The following is a 17,049-nucleotide window of genomic DNA, read 5'->3' as shown; positions in this document are numbered from 1 at the left end:
GACCGTGCCGGGGCTCTCCCTCGCCGAGCTCGCCTCGAGCGGGCAGATCGATGCCGGGTGGGCCGCCGCTCTCGAACCGGTCGGCGAACGGATCGCGGCGATGGGGGAGTTCCTGCGCGCCGAGAACGCGGCCGGTCGGGGCTACCTGCCGGCTGGGCCGAACGTGCTCCGCGCCTTCCGCGCGCCGCTCGCGTCGGTGCGCGTGCTCATCGTGGGGCAGGATCCGTACCCGACCCCGGGGCATCCGATCGGCCTGTCGTTCGCCGTGGAGAGGGACGTGCGGCCCGTGCCGCGCTCGCTCGGCAACATCTACAAGGAGCTGGCCTCCGACCTCGGCATCCCGCCGGCGGCGCACGGCGACCTCTCGGCCTGGAGCGACCACGGCGTCATGCTGCTGAACCGCGTGCTCACGGTCCAGCCCGGGCTCGCGGGCTCGCACCGAGGCAAGGGCTGGGAGGCGGTCACCGAGCACGCCATCCGTGTCCTCGCGGAGCGCGACGCGCCGCTCGTCGCGATCCTGTGGGGGAAGGATGCCGCGGGCCTCATCCCCCTGCTGGGCACCGTGCCGCACATCACCTCCCCGCACCCCAGCCCCCTCTCGGCCAGCCGCGGCTTCTTCGGCTCGAAGCCTTTCAGCCGAGCCAACGCCCTCCTCGAATCCCAGGGCGCGCCCCCCATCGACTGGCGCGTCGAATAGGCTGAACCCCGTGTTGGAAGAGGAGTATCAGCCGCGTCGGGCACTGCCGCGCGCGTTGCGGCCGATGAGCTCCGAGAAGCCTCCGCTGGAGGTGCCGTTCGAGTACTCGCTGCGCGATGCCGTTGAGACCGATCTTCCGTACATCCGTGAGATCTACAACCACTACGTGGCCAACACGGTGGTGACCTTCGACGAAGACGCGATGACGCTCAAGGAGTGGCGGCACAAGTTCGCCTGGACCAAGAAGCTCAACTATCCGTTCCTCGTGGCGGTGTCACCGGGCGGCACGCTGCTCGGCTTCGCCTACGTCTCGGCCTGGAAGCAGAAGGCCGCCTACCGCCGCACCGTCGAGAACTCCATCTACCTCGGCCCGGCGGCCACGGGCAAGGGACTCGGAAAGGCCTTGCTCGGCGAGCTGATCGTGCGCTCCAAGGCGGCGGGCATCAAGGAGATCCTCGCGGTCATCGCCGATCAGGGTGCGGATGCCTCGATCAGGCTGCACGAGGGTTTCGGCTTCAAAGAGGTCGGCCGGCTCGGCCGGGTCGGCTTCAAGTTCGGGCACTGGCTCGGCACGGTGCTGCTGCAGAAGTCGCTCAAGTAGCGCGAGCCGGGCCTAGTGGGTCAGGGCTTCGGCCGCCGCATCCGTCGCGTCCCGATGGCCGCCGCCCGCCTCGATCAGCACCACGCCGCCCACCACGAGCGCCATCCCGAGCAACTGCTGCCAGGTGAGCAGCTCGCCGAAGGCGATCCAGCTGACCAGGGCCACCAGCACCACCCCGACGCCGGCCCAGACCGCGTAGGCGATGCCGAGCGGCACCCCGTTCGAGAGCGTGAGGCTCAGCATCACGAAGGCGAGCAGGTAGCCCGCGCCCACGATCAGGTAGGCCCACCAGCGCGAGCCCTCCACCGAGGCGACGCGCAGAAAACTCGTGGCCACCACCTCGGCCACGATCGCCACGGCGAGGTACAGGTATCCCATCGATTCTCCTTGGTCGTGCAGATCTGATTCGTCGTGGTGAGGGCGGCGTCGTGCTCTGACGGCGTCGTGTTCAGGATGGCGTCGTGTTCAGGATGGCGGCGGAGGCAGGGTGCCGTCCAGGCTGCGGTCGAGTTCGGCGGCCTGCGCGTCGAGCTGTTCGAGCTGGGCCCGCAGCTCGTCGTAGTGCGTGTACTGCGGTTCGAGGCCGTCGTAGCGGGCGTCCAGCTCGTCCGATCGCGCCTGCAGCTCGTCGCGGCGCTCGGTGAGCTCGGAGTAGCCGCCGATGCCGGCCTCCGCATCCGCGTTGTAGGCGCCGATGTCGGCCGCCAGCGTCTCGGAGTCGGCCCGGAAGGCCGAGGATTGCGCGTCCAGCGAGTCGCCTAGCGCGGTCAGCTCGGCGGCCAGGCGCTCGGCCTGGCCGTTCACCTCGGCCAGCACGCCCTCGTAGGCCGCGTTCAGGCCCACCACCACGGAGCGGTCGGTGAAGTAGCGGCCGTAGTACGCCTCCAGGGCCGGGTCGAGCTCGGCCACCTCGGTGGCGAAGATCGAGTGCAGTTCGGTCAGCAGCGAGCGGCCCTCGAGCTCGCCGTAGCTGCCCATCCGCTCCAGGAACACCGGATCGGCCTGCTTCTTCTCCCACTCGGCGCGCAGCAGCGGGTCGAGTGTGCGCCGCTCGTCGTCGCTCAGTCGCACGAAGGCGGCGTGCAGCATCTCGTGGGCCGCCGTCACCTCGCGCACACCCGCGAGGCGTTGGTCGAGCACATCGAGCACGAAGATGGACCTGCCGTCGTAGCATCCGAGCACGTGCCCGCCGAGTTCGGGCAGCTCGCAGCTTCGCTGGAACTCCTCCTGGCCCTGCACGGTGGGCGCGGAGGCGAGGTACAGGAAGCGCCCCTCGTCGCTGAGCGCGGTGGCGTCGGCGAGCGAGGTGGCCTCCACGGTGGCGGGGCGGGTCCAGATCGAGATCTGGTCGTCGACCCACACCCGGTGACCGGAGTACCAGGTGAGTCCGGCGAGCAGGATCGCGGCGGCGACGAGGCCGATCACCACCTGCACGATCATCCGGCGGCGCCGGGAAGCGCGGCGGCGGAAGGGGGTGACGGTCATCACCCTCGAATCGTAACGGAGCCGGGCACGCCCTCGGTGCGGGCGTATCGTCGAGGGCATGGTGCAGATCCACGAATTGAGCGCCCTCGAGCAGTACCGCCTCATCCAGCGCCGCGAACTCGGCGTGCTCGAGGCCGTCGACCACTACATCGAGCGCATCGACCGGCTCGATCCCGACCTCGGCGCCTTCCACACGGTGACCGCCGAGGCGGCCCGGGAACGGGCGCGGATGCTCGACGCGGCCGAGGACCGCACGGCACCGCTCTGGGGCCTCGCCTCGGCCGACAAAGACCTCGCGCGCCGGGCGGGCGTGCGCACCACGTTCGGCTCGCGGCTGTTCGAGCACTTCGTGCCCGAGACGACGGATGCGCTGCCCGGCCAGCTCGACGCCGCCGGCACGGTGAGCCTCGGCAAGACCGCGACCCCCGAGTTCGGGCTGGCGAGCTACAGCGAGAACCTGGTGGCGCCGCCCGCGCGCGACCCGTACGATCTCGCGCTCGGCCCCGGGGGCTCGAGCGGGGGCGCGGCGGTGGCGGTGGCGGCGGGACTGCTGCCATTCGCGACCGGAACGGACGGCGGCGGGTCGATCCGCATCCCGGCCGCCGCGTGCGGGCTGGTCGGGCTCAAGCCGTCGCGTGGTCTGGTGCCGGCCGGGTCCGGAGTGGACTCGCTGGCCGGGCTGCCGGTGGCAGGGCCGCTGGCGCGGTCGGTGCCGGATGCGGCGATGCTGCTCGACGGCATGATCGACCGGCGCGGCGACCGCATCCGGCATCCGTTCACGCTGCGGGCGCCCGTCGACGACGACGGGGCGTTCCTCGGAGCGGCGCTCCGCGGCGAGGGGCGCTTCCAGATCGGGCTCACCACCTGGTCGCCGTGGGAAACGGCCTACGACATCCGGGTCGAACCCGAGGCCCAGGATGCCCTGGCCGTCGCCCGCGATGCCCTGGTGGCCCTGGGGCACGGTCTCGAGGAGTTCACGCCCGAGGCGGCGCCGGAGTACCCCGACGCCTTCCGCGTGATCTGGCAGGTGGGGGCCGGCTCGCTGCCCGCCGACGCGACGAACGAGCACCTGCTCGAGCCGCTGACCCGCTGGCTGATGCACCGGGGGCGCGCGCTCCCGGCCACCGACCTGGCGGCGGCGCTCGGCACCCTCTCGGCGTTCGAACGCTCGATCATCCGCCAGTTCGACCGCTACGACGCCGTGCTCACGCCCACCCTCGCGCAGACCCCGCGCCCGATCGGCTGGTACGACGCCGACGACGGCGAGCGGAACTTCGAGCAGCAGTGCCAGTACTCGCCCTTCACCTCCTTCGTGAACGTGAGCGGGCTGCCCGCCATCTCCCTCCCCGTGCACATGACCGCTGCGGGGCTCCCGATGGGCGCCCAGCTGATCGGCCGACCCGGTGGCGAGGCCACGCTGCTCTCCCTGGCCCGCCAGCTCGAACGCCGCCTCCGCTGGGACACCCGCCACCCGCCCCAGTACTGACAGCAAAGCCCCAGTCCCGACAGCGAAGCAGGTATGGCAATCCTTAGTTAGGCATGCCTATACTTAGGGCAAATGTATGTGATCGCTTCCGACTCCACCGTCGTCTCCCAGGCCGCCGGCCGCGTGCTGCTCGCCGGCACCGAGTCGAATCTCGACGAGATCCGCGCCATCGTCGCCACCCTCGGCGAGCGGGCGATGGGTCAGGTCTTCGTGGAGGTGCCGTCGGCATCCGACATCGATCCGATCGCCACGCCCGAACGCGTGACCGTCACCTGGCTCACCCGCGACACCCGCACCGGCGAGATGGGCACCGGCCTCGCCTGCGCCCCCGGCCAGGCCGTGGGCCGCGCGGTTCGCGCCTGGATCGGCGAGATGTCGACCGGCGTGGCCGAGATCGACGGCGACGACCTGTGCGTGTGGATCGCCCGCGACGTCGTCCAGGGCTGACGCGGCCTAGTCCAAGTCTGACTCAGCGCCGCACGTAGTTGCCGTCCTGCAGCCCCGCCTCGATCTCGAAGTGGTTGTGCAGCGGATCCTGGCCCGCGAGAGCGTAGAGCAGCGGGAACATCATCCCGTAGGTCTTCCACTGCTGCCGATGCACGCCCTCGTGGCGCAGCACCCGCGCATCCGCGTTCCGATCGGTGAGGTAGACCCCGCCCACGCAGGTGCCTCCGCGCCGGAATGCCCAGCTCGGCATGCCGGTGCAGACGAAGAGCCCGTCGACCCGGCGGATGCGGCCGGTGCCGAGCACCGCCCCGAGCGTCAGCCCCACCGCCGTCGCGTACAGGTACCCGGCACGCGCCAGCGGGGGAGCGTAGAGGATGCGGCGCACGCGCTCCATGCGGTCCGGCCCGGCCGGGCGGTCCGACCCGCTCAAGCGGAGTCGTCCCGCCCGTAGGTCTCCAGCAGCCGCAGCCAGACCTCGCTGATCGTCGGGTACGAGGGAACGGCGTGCCACAGCCGCGACAGCGGCACCTCGCCCACCACGGCGACCGTCGCCGAGTGCACGAGCTCCTGCACGTCGGGCCCCACGAAGGTGACGCCGAGCACCACCTTGCGGTCTTCGTCGACCACCATCCGGGCCGTGCCTTTGTAGCCGTCGGTGTGCACGCTGGCCCCCGCCACGTTTCCGATCTCGTAGTCGACCACGCGCGTGCGGTAGCCCGCCTTCTCGGCCGCGGCCGCCGTTAGACCTACGGAGGCCACCTGCGGGTCGGTGAACGTGACCTGCGGAACCGCCTCGTGATCGGCGGTGGCCACGTGCCGGCCCCACGGCCCCGTCGCCAGCGGCTTGCCGGTCGCGCGCGCGGCGACGACGTCGCCGGCGGCGCGCGCCTGGTACTTGCCCTGGTGGGTGAGCAGCGCGCGGTGGTTCACGTCGCCCGTGGCGTAGAGCCACTCGCCCTCGAGCGGCTGCCCGTCGTCGCCGAGCACGAGCAGCGTGTCGTCGGTCGTCAGCCAGTCGCCGGGTGTCAGCCCGATCGTCTCGAGGCCGAGGTCGCCGGTGCGGGGGAGCCGGCCGGTGGCCACCAGGATCTCCTCCGACTCGATCACCTCGCCGCCCTGCAATGTTGTGCGCACGATGCCGGCGTCGTCGCGCCGCACCTCGGAGGGGGAGGCGCCGAGCTTGAGCGTCACACCGAGATCGCGCAGCGCATCCGCCACGAGCTCGCCGGCGAACGGCTCCTGGTTGGCCAGCAGGCCTCCGCGCGACACGAGCACGACCTTCGTGCCGAGCGAGGCGTAGGCCGTGGCCAGCTCGCAGGCGACGACCCCGCCGCCGACGACCGTGAGCCGGGCCGGGGCGCTCTTGGCGCTGGTGGCCTCGCGGCTGGTCCACGGCTTCGCCTCGGCGAGCCCGGGGATGTCGGGCAGCAGCGCCACCGAGCCGGTCGACACGACGATGCCCTGGCGAGCCCGCAGCTCGGTCACGGTGCCGTCGGACGCGGTGACGGTGAGCTGCTTCACGCCCGTGAAGACGGCGTGGCCGCGCACGAGGTCGATGCCCGCGCCCTCCACCCAGTCAGCCTGGCCCGAGTCGTCCCAGTCGCTGGTGAAGGAGTCGCGCCGGGCGAACACCGCGGCGGGATCGATCGAGCCCGTCACGGCCTGCTTCGCGCCGTCGACGTGCTGCGCGGCCCGTACCACCTCGCCGGCCCGCAGCAGGGCCTTCGACGGCATGCAGGCCCAGTAGGAGCACTCGCCGCCGACGAGTTCGGCCTCCACGATCGCGGTCGAGAGTCCGCCCTGCACGGCTCGGTCGGCGACGTTCTCGCCCACTGCTCCCGCGCCGATGACGATGAGGTCGTATTCGGTGGTCATGCGTGCTCCTCTTGCTGACGGGCGGATGCGGCATCCGCTGTTCTCATCCTGCCTCGATCCGCCGACACCGCCACGGCCGGGTTCAGCGCACGAGGGCCGACACGATCCGCAGGATCGCGGGCAGGTCCTCGACCGAGGCCTCGGGTGCCGAGGGGGCGAACTCGGTGATGCCGGCGCCGACCAGCGGGAACTGCTCCCGCAGCGCCCGGATGGCGGCGGTCAGCTGCGCGGTCGTCACCCCGAACGGCTCGGGGAAGGCCACGCCGTCGATCTCGCTCGGGTCGAGCACGTCGAGGTCGACGTGCAGGTACACGGAGCCGGCACCGGTGGCGCGCACCGCGTCGACCAGGGCCTGCGGATCGGCCAGCTCGGCGGGGGAGAGCACCGCGAGGCCACCGGCGTCCAGGTAGTCGGCCTCGGCGTCGTCCAGAGCGCGCGTGCCGGCGAAGACGACCCGCGAGGGCTCGATCACCGGGGCCGGCGCGAGCTCGGCGGGGCCGCCGCCGAGCAGGGTGCGCACCACCATCCCGTGGAAGGCTCCGGACGGCGAGCTCTCGGGGGTGTTCAGATCGCCGTGCGCGTCGAACCACACGAGGGCCGTGTCGGGGGTGCCGGCGAGCGCGTGCCGCACGGCCGCGAACTCCACGCCGCAGTCGCCGCCGATCACGATCGGGACGGTGCCGGCCGCCGGGGCGCCCTCGGCCGAACCCCCGGGGCCCGCGCTCAGCTCGCGGAGTGCGGCATCCGTCGCCTCCACGATCGCGGCGATCGACGAGAACCGGTGAACCCCCGTCTCCAGGGCTTCACCGGCCCCCGCCGGAATCTCCACCACGGTCGTGGCCGCGGCCGGGAGGTCGCCGCGGATCGCCTCGGCGCCGTCGATCAGCCGCATGGCGCGGCTGGATCCCGAGCCCTGCCAGGCGGGGACGACGACGAAGCGCGCGGGCACGGACGAGCCCTACTCGCCGCTCGTGACGGCCTGCGGGGCCGATCCCGAACCCGAACCGGCCTTAAGGGCGGCCAGGCGCGCCTCGACCTCGGTGAGCTCGCCCAGGTCGTCCAGGCTCTCGAACTGCGAGTCGAGGTTGGAGGCGTTGAGCTCCTCCTGGCCGCGCACGCGGGCCTCCTCGCGGCGGATCTTGTCCTCGAAGCGGCCGAGGTCGCTCGAAGGGTCGAGCACGTTGATGTTCTTCAGCGCATCCTGCACCTGGCCCTGCGCCTCGGCGGTCTTGGCGCGGGCGACGAGGCTGTCGCGCTTGGATTTCAGCTGGCTCAGCTTCTCCTTCATCGAGGCCAGGCCCGACTTCAGCTTCTCGACCGACTCGGTCTGCGAGGCGATCGAGGGCTCGGCGTCCTTCGCCTCCTTCTCGGCCTGCAGCTGGCGGGTGAGCGCCACCTTGGCAAGGGCGTCGAACTTGTCGGCGTCGACGGTGTTGCCGGCGGCGCGGAACTCGTCGCCCTTCGTGCTCGCCGCAAGGGCCTTGCGGCCCCAGTCGGCGGCCGCGGCCACGTCTTCGCGGTGGTCGTCCTCGAGCAGGCGCAGGTTGCCGATGGTCTGGGCGATGGCGCTCTCGGCGTCGGCGATGTTCGAGCTGAAGTCGCGCACCAGCTGATCGATCATCAGCTGGGGGTCTTCGGCCTGATCGATGAGGGCGTTGATGTTGGCCTTGGCCAGCTGGGCGATGCGCCCGAAGATCGACTGCTTGTTGGACATCGTGGTCTCCTTCTGTTGCGGATGGTGCTGAGAACTGCGGGAGGGCCGGCTGCTGCCGAGCCGATGGTGGTTCGGGCCGCGGGTCTAGTGAACCGCGGGATGCGGATGAGCGCTCAGAATCGGCCTCCGCCTCCGCGACGGCCGCCCCCGCTGGAGCGGCTGCCGCCACTGGAACGCCGGCTGCTGGAACCGCTGCTGCGACTGCCGCCGCCACGGCTCCCGCCACCCCAGCCGCCGCCCCACGAGGAGCCGCCGCCGCTGTAGCCGCCGCCCCCGCCGCCTCCGCCGAGGAGGTTGCCGAGCAGGCCGCCGAGGAGCGCGCCGTTGAAGTCGCTGCCGCCGCCCGAGTTGCCATAGGACGAGCCGCCGCCGTAGCCGCCCTCGGACGACTGCGCCCACGACACGTCCTGCTGGGCCGAGGCCGAGGCGCGGGAGGCGAGCTGCGAGGCCGTGGTTGCTTCGCGAAGCGACCCCTCCGGATCGGCGATCGCGATGGCGACCGCCTGGTCGAGGTGTCGCTGGGCCTCGGAGAGCCGGGTCCGGGCATCCGGACCCACCGCGCCGCGACGGGTCTGCAGGTAGGCGGCTGCCTGGGCGACCTCGCTCTGGGCGCCGGCGATGGCACGGTCGCGCTGGGCGGTGACCCGGGCGATCCGCTCCTGCTCACCGCGCACGGCGGCGAGGGCCTGGTCCAGCGGCACGTCGGCCTTCTCCAGGGCGAGCCGGGCGTTGAGCGGATCGCGGGCGCCGGTCGACCGGGCGCGCTGCAGCTCCACGCCGACCGCACTGGAGAGCGAGGTGAGCGCGGGGTCGCTCACGGTGCCGGGGGTGGCGGATGCGGTGGCTTGCAGGCGCGCGACGTCGGCCAGGTCTTGCTCGGCGTCGGCGATCGCGGCGGCCAGGGCGGTGCCGGCGGCGGTCAGGTCGGTCTCCAGGCCGGCCACCGCCGTGGTGAGCGTCTGCGCCTGCGCGATCGCCTGGCGGGCCGTGCGGATCTTCAGCGCGGCCGAGGCCGTGTCGCCAGCCGTCACCGCCGCGGCGGCCTCGGCGATCTGCGCCTCGGCGAACACCCGCAGCCGGTCGATCTGCTCGGCGCTGCCGCTCACGGTCGTGAGGGCGGGGGCGTCGTAGGCCTGGCTCAGCCGGAGCAGCCGCTCGCGCGCATCCGCGCCGCCGGTGGCGATCGCGGCCAGTTCGCCGCGCGCCGTCTCCAGTGCGGGTGCCGGGTCGCGCTCCACGTCGCGCAGGGCGGTGAAGGCGGCGAGCTGCTCGTCGAGGGCGTCGGAGGCCTGGTCGCAGATCGCGATGATCTGCTCCGACCAGCTGCGGCGCTCCTCGGCGGTGTCGGGCACGGCGTCGTCGAGCTTCTGCTTGAGGGTGAAGGCCTGCGAGAGCGAGGCCTTCACGGTGGCCAGGGTGTCGGAGAAGCCCTTGGTGGCCTCCGTGCCGAACTGGGCGACGGCGAAGCCGAGCTCCTCGTCGCTGGAGGTGACGGCGTCGTCGAGGTCGACCAGCACGGCGCCGACCTGCTGGTCGAGCTCCTTCTGCGTGGGCCCGGCCACGGCGGCCTGCTCGGTGGCGCGGGCGTCGAGCTTCTTGCGCCGGCGCACCAGGAAGAAGATGAGGCCGCCGAGCACGAGCAGGATGATGACGATCGCGATCAGCCACGACGAGACGGCGAAGCCGCTGCCGCTCGCCTCGGAGGACGACGATCCTCCGCCGAGTTCGTCGCCCAGCCCCTCGGCGGCCGCGACGGCGGCGCCCGCCCAGTCGCTGTCGCGCAGCTGCGGCACGATGTCGTCGTTCTCGACGCTGCTCAGCTGGGCGTCCGACAGCGGGAAGTCGGCATCCACCGAGAGCTGGTAGACCCGATCGTCGACGGCCACCGCGAGCAGCACGTCGTTGGTGCCGAACTGGTTCTGGTTCGCGACATCCGTGGCCCACTGCTGCCGGTCGGAGGGGTTCGTGAACGCGTCGGTGTACACCACGAAGAGGTTGACGCCGTGCTCGGTGGCGAGGGTGTCGATGGCATCCTGCACCTCGCTCTGCTGCGAGCCGAGCACGCCCGCCTCGTCGACGATGTAGCGGCCGTTCAGATCGACCGGATCCCCGGCGAAGGCGGGAGCGGCCGGAGCCAGCAGGGCGAGGCCGATCGCGGCGACGGCGGTGGCGACGAGGGTTCGGAGGGGCGCCGCTCGGCGCGTCCGGTGCGGGTGTCTCATTGCGATGAAGTCTAGGAGAGCCGCGCCGCGAACGTCTACGAAACTGGGTGTTCTCCCCACGATTCCCGGGAGCCTCGGATGTTGCCCACCCGGTTCCCCGTATGGCATCGAGCACGGGGCTTATGTTGCACCGGGTTACGGGAGGGCGTGCATCCGGATGCCGCACTGGGCAGGATGGGCGGATGGAACCCGACCGCCTGAGCATCGTCGTCGTGACGCAGGCGCGCCCGCACGCGCCGGAGTACCAGCGGTACTCCTCTCTGCTGCTTCAGCGCGCGGTCGCGGCCTCGCGGGCCGAGGGCTGGCAGGTCGCCGTGATCGCCGCGCAGGAGGCGGGACCGACCGGAACCCTCGCCGCCGCCGACCGGTCCGCCGCCCTGCTCGTGCTGGGTGGCGAGGACATCGCCCCGGAGTTCTACGGTGCAGCCCGCGGCTACGCCGGCGAGGGCGCGCACGCCGAACGCGCCGACGAGGCGCAGATCGCGCTCGTGCAGCGGGCCGTCGACCGCGGTACCCCGGTGCTCGGCGTGTGCCGCGGCCACCAGATCATCAACGTGGCCCTCGGCGGTACCCTCATCCAAGACCTCGGCGAACGCTCCTCCCACCGTCACGAAGACGTGCCGATCGAGTTCGTGATGGCCGACCACCTGGTGCGGATCGAGAGCGGCAGCCGCCTGCACGCGCAGCTCGGCGACACCGCCACCACCCGCAGCGCCCACCACCAGGCCGTCGACCGGCTCGGGGCGTCCCTGCAGGGCGTGGCCACGGCATCCGACGGTCTCGTCGAGGCGATCGAACACCGCGACGCCCCCGTGCTCGGCGTGCAGTGGCACCCCGAAGACCCGGGGGCGATCGCCGGGCAGCTGGAGAGCCTTCTCGGCGTCCTCGCGCCGGCGCGGGCTCTCGCGGCCTGAGCTGCGCGCTCACAGCGTCCCACCTCGAATCCCCGTCTCGACGGGTGTCTTATACGCCTGCCTGCACGAAAAAGTGTGTAAGAAACGCCGGGGAGTTGCTAATGTGGTCGATGTTGTTGCTGTTGCGTGTGTTACTGATGTGAATTCAGAGCCGCGTCACTCGATCGTTCGGGGGAGTCATGCGGGCCACCGCTCCAGTCGTGCCGGCCAGGAAGCGCTTCGCCGCGGCCGTCGCCCTCGTGGGTGCCGTCGCCCTCGGGTCGACGCTCTTCCTCACCAGTCCCGCCTCCGCCACGAACTACCCCTCGTGGGACGACGTCATCGCCGCCAAGGCCAGCACCGACGCCACGGCCGCGAAGATCGACGACATCCAGGGCCTCATCTCCGGCCTCGCCGCCGAGGTGGATGCGGCCCAGGCCGTGGCCGACCAGGCCTGGGCGGCCGACCAGGCGGCGCAGAACGCGCTGGCCGAGGGCACCCGCAAGTCCGACGAGCTGGCCGCGCAGGCCACGGAGGCCGCCGCGCAGTCCGAGGCCTCGAACAAGCGCGCCGCCGCCCTGGCCGCGCAGTTCGCCCGCAGCGCCGGCAACGACCTCACCTCGCACCTGATGGTCTCGGGCAGCGACAGCGACGACCTGCTCTACCAGCTCGGCACGATGTCCAAGCTCAGCGAGACCAGTCAGGACGTGTTCGCGAAGGCCGAGCAGGATGCGAACACCTCCGACCTGCTCAGCCAGCAGGCCGCGATCGCCAAGAACGGTCTGGAGTCGCTCGCCGCCGCGGCTGCGGCCTCGCTGCAGTCGGCCGTCGACGCCCAGAAAGTGGTGCAGTCGGCGCTGATCGAGCAGCAGAACCACGAGGCCGAGCTCACCGTGCAGCTCGCGGCCCTGACGCAGAACAGCATCACGACCGAGGCGCAGTACAACGCCGGCGTCGAGGCCGAGCGGCAGCGCAAGCTCGCCGAGGAGAAGGCACGCGCCGACGCCGAGGCCGCGGCCGCAGCCGCCGCTGCCGCAGCCGAAGAGGCCAGCGGCGGGTCGGGCGGCTCGGATTCGGGCTCGTCGGGATCGGGATCCGGGTCGGATTCCGGATCCGGATCGGGCTCGTCCGGTGGGGGCGGTGGCGGCATCAACGTCTCGCCGCCCGCGCAGAGCTACAGCGGCGAGGCCGTGGTGGCCTACGCCGAGCAGTTCGTCGGCGTCGTCCCCTACGGCTGGGGTGCCGACCCCAACGACAGCTTCGGCTGCGACGGCCTCACCCAGTACGTGTACGGGCAGTTCGGAATCTCGCTGCCCCGCCTCGTGAGCGCGCAGGCCCGGATGGGCGTGCAGGTCTCGCCGCAGAACGCTCAGGCCGGCGACCTGGTGGTGTGGCCCGGAGCGCACATCGGCATCTACGACGGCAACGGCGGCGTCATCCACTCGCCCGACTGGGGACGCTACGTGACGCACGCCACCAACCTGTGGGGCAGCTACTACTTCGTGCGGCTGGTCTAGCCGCTCACACCTCGGTGGGTGCCGGGGTGTAGGCGGTCACCGATTCCACGGTGCCGTCGGCGTTCTTCACGATGTGGTCGCAGTGCCGGGTTCTGGCCCAGGTGCGGCCTTCGGCGATCGCCTGGCTGCGGATGACGTGGCTGGAGAGGTCGCTCTCCTCGCCCTGCATCCGGTTGTGCCACATGTTGTGGCTGCGGTAGGTCTCGACGGCATCCATGCTCTCGGATCCTTCCTCATCGACGGATGACGCGGAGGGGTCGTCCGCGCCCGACGCGGATGGGTGCTCCGCGTGGCGGCATCCTACCGCCGATAGGCCCCGAGAAGACCTGAGATGGCCGAATGGCCCGTTGCGCCGCAGGGGCGGCGGCGCGATATAAGCACATGGCGGCGGCGCGATATAGGCACAGTGCCCCCAGTAGGATTTGAACCTACGGCCTTCTGCTCCGGAGGCAGACGCTCTATCCCCTGAGCTATGGGGGCTCGGGGTGCTCGTCAAGGTTAGCAGGCCGCCGGGGCCGTTTCGGTCATCGGATGCGGCCCGAGCGTGTCAGGATTTGACCATGCAGCGATCCGTCTCCGTCCGCATCGACGCCACCGTCGATCTCGGCACCACCGTCGTGTTCTCCATCGCCACCGCGCAGGACGTGCCGCTGCTGCGCGAACGGATCGAGTTCGCCATCGACGGCGAGCCGATCGAGCCCACCGAGCTGCTGGATCAGCACGGCACCCGCCTGCACCGGTTCGCGGTGCCGGCCGGCAGCTTCACGGCCAACTACGAGGCCGTGGTCGACGGGCAGGCCGAGCCGGCGCCGGTGGAGCAGGTCGACCTCATCCGCTACCTGCGCCCGAGCCGCTACTGCGAGTCCGACACCCTGATGCCGACGGCGCTGGGGGAGTTCCGGGGCCTGACCGGCCGCACCCTGCTCGAGGCGGTCAGCTCGTGGGTCGGCTCCGAGCTGCGGTACGTGCCCGGGTCGAGCCTGCCGACGGACGGCGCCGTGCAGACCCTGCTGCTGCGTCAGGGCGTCTGCCGCGACTACGCGCACCTCGTGATCGCGCTGCTGCGCGCGCTCGACGTGCCGGCCCGCCTGGTGTCGGTGTACGCACCCGGCCTGTATCCGATGGACTTCCACGCCGTGGCCGAGGCCTACGTCGACGGCGCCTGGAACGTCGTCGACGCCACGACGCTCGCTCCCCGAAGCAGTCTGGTGCGCATCGCCACGGGCCGCGACGCCGCCGACACCGCCTTTCTCACCAACCACGGCGGCAACCTGGTGCTTGACCACTTCGAGGTCACCGCGGTCGCCGACATCCTGCCCACCGACGACCTGATGCAGCTGGTCGCCCTGCGCTGACGCGCACCACGGGAGGGCCCGGCCTGCGCGAGAGCGGTAGGATCGTACGCCGTGACTCCTGAAGCCCTCTCCGCTCATCTGTTCGCCATCGTGAGCGAGCGCCTGTCCACCGTCGACGGCGTCTCCATCACCGAATCGGATGCGGCACTCGAGCGCCCGCGCAACCGCGACCACGGCGACTGGGCCTCCAACATCGCCATGAAGCTGGCCAAGAAGCTCGGCACGAACCCGCGCGAGTTCGCGCTCGAGCTGGTGCCGTCGATCCAGGCGATCGACGGTGTGGCCGCGGTCGACGTGGCGGGCCCCGGCTTCATCAACATCACCCTCGACACGGCGGCGGCGGGCGCGATCGCGCGCACCATCCTCGAGGCGGCGGAGTCGTACGGCCACAACACCGTGCTCGCCGGCCACACCATCAACATGGAGTTCGTCTCGGCCAACCCCACCGGCCCGCTGCACATCGGCCACACCCGCTGGGCGGCGCTCGGCGACTCGATCGCCCGGGTGCTCAAGGCATCCGGAGCCGAGGTCAGCACCGAGTACTACATCAACGACGCCGGCAGCCAGATGGACATGTTCGGCCTCTCGGTGCTCGCGGCCGCCAAGGGCGAGCCGACCCCCGAGAAGGGCTACCCCGGCCCCTACATCGGCGAGCTCGCGAAGCAGGTGCTGGCCCAGGTGCCCGACCTGCTCGAGAAGCCGCACGACGAGGCGGTCGCCATCGCGCGCGACGCCGCTTACGACCTGCAGATGGCCGAGATCAAGCACTCGCTCGAGACCTTCCACGTGCACTTCGACGTGTTCTTCTCCGAGCGCACGCTGCATGCTCCGGATGCCGTCACCGGCAAGACGGCGATCGACGACGCGGAGGAGCGCCTGCGCGCCCAGGGCCACGTGTTCGAGGCCGACGACGCCGTGTGGGTGCGCACCACCGACTTCGGCGACGACAAAGACCGCGTGCTCACCCGCGGCAACGGCATCGTCACGTACTTCGCCGCCGACGCGGCCTACTACCTCTCGAAGAAGGACCGCGGCTTCCCCGAGAAGATCTACCTTCTCGGCGCCGACCACCACGGCTACGTGGGGCGCCTGAAGGCCCTCGCTGCGGCCGCCGGTGACGACCCCGACACCGGCCTCTCGGTACTGATCGGCCAGCTCGTGAACCTGAACGGCGCGAAGCTGTCCAAGCGCGCCGGCAACATCATCGAGCTCGACGACCTGCTCAGCTGGATCGGCGCCGACGCGCTGCGCTTCTGGCTGGCCCGGTATCCGGCCGACTCGCCGCTCGCGCTCGACGGCGAGAAGCTGCGTTCGCGCACGAACGACAACCCCGTGTTCTACGTGCAATACGCGCACGCCCGCACCCGCTCGGTGGCGCGCAACGCGGCTGCCGCCGAGGTCACGCGTGACGACTTCGAGCCCTCGCTGCTGGTGCACCCCACCGAGACTGCGCTGCTCGGCGCGCTGCAGGAGTTCCCGCGGATCGTGGCGCACTCCGCCGAACTGCGGGAGCCGCACCGCGTGGCCCGCTACCTCGAGGAGCTCGCCGGCTACTACCACCGCTGGTACGACGCCTGCCGCGTGCTGCCGCTCGGCGACGAGCCCGTCACCCCCGTGCACGGCACCCGCCTCTGGCTGAACGACGCCACCGGCCAGGTCATCCGCAACGGCCTCGCCCTGATCGGAGTCTCGGCCCCCGACCGCATGTAACCTCCGCGTTCCGTCAGCGGATGCAGAAATACCGTGGACCGACGCCCTATACGGTGCCGGTCCACGGGATTTCTGCATCGGCTAACCGAAATCGTGCGTGGTGCCCAATCCCGCGCGCCTGTGTCCCGCCGACCAGCGGTGCTCCTGCCGCCCCACGAGCTCGCGGATCAGCGCGACGACCCGCCCCCATTCGTCCATGACCTGGTCGTACGTGAGCCGGATCACCTTGTAGCCCAGCTCGTGCAGGATGAGGTCTCGCCGCCGGTCCTCCTCGTACGCTTCGTCGCTCGAGTGGAACTCGCGGCCGTCGAGCTCGATCACAAGCCGGTCGCCGACCAGAAGGTCGACGAATCCGGCATCACCGATCTCGACCTGGCTGCGGTACGGGATGTTGAAGCGGTGCAGTCCGAGTCGCGCCTTGGTCTCCAGCCCGGACTGAGCGCTCTCGTCGACCAGGTCGAGGTACCTGCGGTACGAACTCGGCAGCTCGCTCATCAGGAACTCCAGCGCGGTGCGGGAGATGCGCTTGTTGTTGAGAGCGGAATCGAGGGTCACGATGGCGTCACCCTTGCTCTGGCAGCCGATGGCGTGCAGCAGCGACCATTCGAAGCTGTCGACGGGGCCCTCCGGCTCATCCAGCCCATAGGCGCGGTGCGAGCGGTGGATCACGACGCCCCATCGTTCGGGGTTCCCGAGCGGCACGGCACGGTCGTGCGGCGCCGACAGGCCGCGGGCGCCCGGAGCCACCCGCACGTGCAGGCGCCGGTCGTGCGCGCACCAGATCTTCTCCTCGAGCAGCACCGAGACGCAGCTCAGACGGCCACCCACCCGAACCGCGCGCATCACCTTCGCGGGAGCGCCGGGAAGGGCGACCCAGCCGACTCGGATCCGCTCGATCGAGCCCGCGCGCAAGGCGCGTGAGATGTCGACCATCCGCGCGCCCCGCATCTGCAGCTGGACGGTGGACGCGATGCCGCCCTCGTTCTCGAGCAGCTCTGTAACATGATGCATGCTCAGATAATGGGGTATTCCGTCAGCGGATGCAGA

General features: G+C 71.3%; 17 protein-coding genes and 1 tRNA gene. 8 read left to right on the top strand and 10 right to left on the bottom strand.

Translation table 11 applies throughout. The features are described from left to right. Positions 1 to 4 precede the first annotated feature (4 nt). Both ACN4JJ_RS16820 and ACN4JJ_RS16815 read left to right on the top strand, forming a co-directional pair. On the top strand, positions 5 to 697 hold the full coding sequence (locus ACN4JJ_RS16820; RefSeq protein WP_440711047.1) for a uracil-DNA glycosylase: 693 nt from the start codon (positions 5 to 7) through the stop codon (positions 695 to 697). 10 nt (positions 698 to 707) lie between these two features. Continuing rightward, entirely contained in the window at positions 708 to 1,298 is a 591-nt protein-coding gene (locus ACN4JJ_RS16815; RefSeq protein ID WP_440711046.1) for a GNAT family N-acetyltransferase, read from the top strand. Positions 1,299 to 1,310: 12 nt separating this feature from the next. On the opposite strand, the gene ACN4JJ_RS16810 is transcribed toward ACN4JJ_RS16815, so the two are convergent. Further along, the gene (locus ACN4JJ_RS16810) at positions 1,311 to 1,676 is read right to left on the bottom strand and encodes a DMT family transporter (protein WP_440711045.1); all 366 of its coding nucleotides are present in this window, start codon (positions 1,674 to 1,676) and stop codon (positions 1,311 to 1,313) included. 87 nt (positions 1,677 to 1,763) lie between these two features. Continuing rightward, positions 1,764 to 2,786, bottom strand: coding sequence for an AAA family ATPase (locus ACN4JJ_RS16805; RefSeq protein WP_440711044.1), 1,023 nt, complete (start codon positions 2,784 to 2,786; stop codon positions 1,764 to 1,766). 55 nt (positions 2,787 to 2,841) lie between these two features. Here ACN4JJ_RS16805 and ACN4JJ_RS16800 point away from each other — a divergent pair, with 55 nt between their 5' ends. Continuing rightward, on the top strand, positions 2,842 to 4,269 hold the full coding sequence (locus tag ACN4JJ_RS16800; RefSeq protein WP_440711043.1) for an amidase: 1,428 nt from the start codon (positions 2,842 to 2,844) through the stop codon (positions 4,267 to 4,269). Between the two features lie 72 nt (positions 4,270 to 4,341). Next, on the top strand, positions 4,342 to 4,716 hold the full coding sequence (locus tag ACN4JJ_RS16795; RefSeq protein WP_440711042.1) for an SIP domain-containing protein: 375 nt from the start codon (positions 4,342 to 4,344) through the stop codon (positions 4,714 to 4,716). A gap of 22 nt (positions 4,717 to 4,738) precedes the next feature. Here ACN4JJ_RS16795 and ACN4JJ_RS16790 read toward each other — a convergent pair whose 3' ends face one another. From ACN4JJ_RS16790 to ACN4JJ_RS16770, 5 genes are all read right to left on the bottom strand, one after another. Next, entirely contained in the window at positions 4,739 to 5,146 is a 408-nt protein-coding gene (locus ACN4JJ_RS16790; RefSeq protein WP_440711041.1) for a Fe-S oxidoreductase, read from the bottom strand. Further along, entirely contained in the window at positions 5,143 to 6,591 is a 1,449-nt protein-coding gene (locus ACN4JJ_RS16785) for a dihydrolipoyl dehydrogenase family protein (protein ID WP_440711040.1), read from the bottom strand. The genes ACN4JJ_RS16790 and ACN4JJ_RS16785 overlap by 4 nt, the downstream gene beginning before the upstream one ends. 82 nt (positions 6,592 to 6,673) lie before the next feature. Continuing rightward, entirely contained in the window at positions 6,674 to 7,540 is an 867-nt protein-coding gene (locus ACN4JJ_RS16780; RefSeq protein ID WP_440711039.1) for an arginase family protein, read from the bottom strand. A 9-nt stretch (positions 7,541 to 7,549) separates the two neighbouring features. After that, the gene (locus ACN4JJ_RS16775) at positions 7,550 to 8,305 is read right to left on the bottom strand and encodes a PspA/IM30 family protein (RefSeq protein ID WP_440711038.1); all 756 of its coding nucleotides are present in this window, start codon (positions 8,303 to 8,305) and stop codon (positions 7,550 to 7,552) included. 113 nt (positions 8,306 to 8,418) lie between these two features. Continuing rightward, entirely contained in the window at positions 8,419 to 10,527 is a 2,109-nt protein-coding gene (locus tag ACN4JJ_RS16770) for a TPM domain-containing protein (RefSeq protein WP_440711037.1), read from the bottom strand. Positions 10,528 to 10,709: 182 nt separating this feature from the next. Here ACN4JJ_RS16770 and ACN4JJ_RS16765 point away from each other — a divergent pair, with 182 nt between their 5' ends. Together ACN4JJ_RS16765 and ACN4JJ_RS16760 are read left to right on the top strand one after the other, a co-directional pair. Further along, the gene (locus tag ACN4JJ_RS16765; protein ID WP_440711036.1) at positions 10,710 to 11,441 is read left to right on the top strand and encodes a gamma-glutamyl-gamma-aminobutyrate hydrolase family protein; all 732 of its coding nucleotides are present in this window, start codon (positions 10,710 to 10,712) and stop codon (positions 11,439 to 11,441) included. 200 nt (positions 11,442 to 11,641) lie between these two features. Next, entirely contained in the window at positions 11,642 to 12,937 is a 1,296-nt protein-coding gene (locus tag ACN4JJ_RS16760) for a C40 family peptidase (protein WP_440711035.1), read from the top strand. A gap of 4 nt (positions 12,938 to 12,941) precedes the next feature. Here the strand turns inward: ACN4JJ_RS16760 and ACN4JJ_RS16755 are convergent, their stop codons facing one another. Together ACN4JJ_RS16755 and ACN4JJ_RS16750 are read right to left on the bottom strand one after the other, a co-directional pair. Then, the gene (locus ACN4JJ_RS16755) at positions 12,942 to 13,154 is read right to left on the bottom strand and encodes a hypothetical protein (RefSeq protein WP_440711034.1); all 213 of its coding nucleotides are present in this window, start codon (positions 13,152 to 13,154) and stop codon (positions 12,942 to 12,944) included. A 190-nt stretch (positions 13,155 to 13,344) separates the two neighbouring features. Continuing rightward, positions 13,345 to 13,417 (bottom strand) — tRNA-Arg (locus ACN4JJ_RS16750). An 80-nt stretch (positions 13,418 to 13,497) separates the two neighbouring features. Here ACN4JJ_RS16750 and ACN4JJ_RS16745 point away from each other — a divergent pair. After that, positions 13,498 to 14,292: a transglutaminase-like domain-containing protein gene (locus ACN4JJ_RS16745; RefSeq protein WP_440711033.1), complete on the top strand. Its 795-nt coding sequence runs from the start codon at positions 13,498 to 13,500 to the stop codon at positions 14,290 to 14,292. A gap of 51 nt (positions 14,293 to 14,343) precedes the next feature. Continuing rightward, positions 14,344 to 16,002: an arginine--tRNA ligase gene (locus ACN4JJ_RS16740; protein WP_440711032.1), complete on the top strand. Its 1,659-nt coding sequence runs from the start codon at positions 14,344 to 14,346 to the stop codon at positions 16,000 to 16,002. Positions 16,003 to 16,083: 81 nt separating this feature from the next. Here ACN4JJ_RS16740 and ACN4JJ_RS16735 read toward each other — a convergent pair whose 3' ends face one another. Beyond that, positions 16,084 to 17,013: an endonuclease domain-containing protein gene (locus tag ACN4JJ_RS16735; RefSeq protein WP_440711031.1), complete on the bottom strand. Its 930-nt coding sequence runs from the start codon at positions 17,011 to 17,013 to the stop codon at positions 16,084 to 16,086. Positions 17,014 to 17,049 lie beyond the last annotated feature (36 nt).

This window comes from Herbiconiux dendrobii (assembly GCF_052048175.1).
In the GTDB taxonomy this organism is placed as follows: Bacteria; Actinomycetota; Actinomycetes; order Actinomycetales; family Microbacteriaceae; genus Herbiconiux.
The sequence above is the reverse complement of the archived record's forward strand: the minus strand, read 5'-3'. Positions and strand labels throughout refer to the sequence as shown.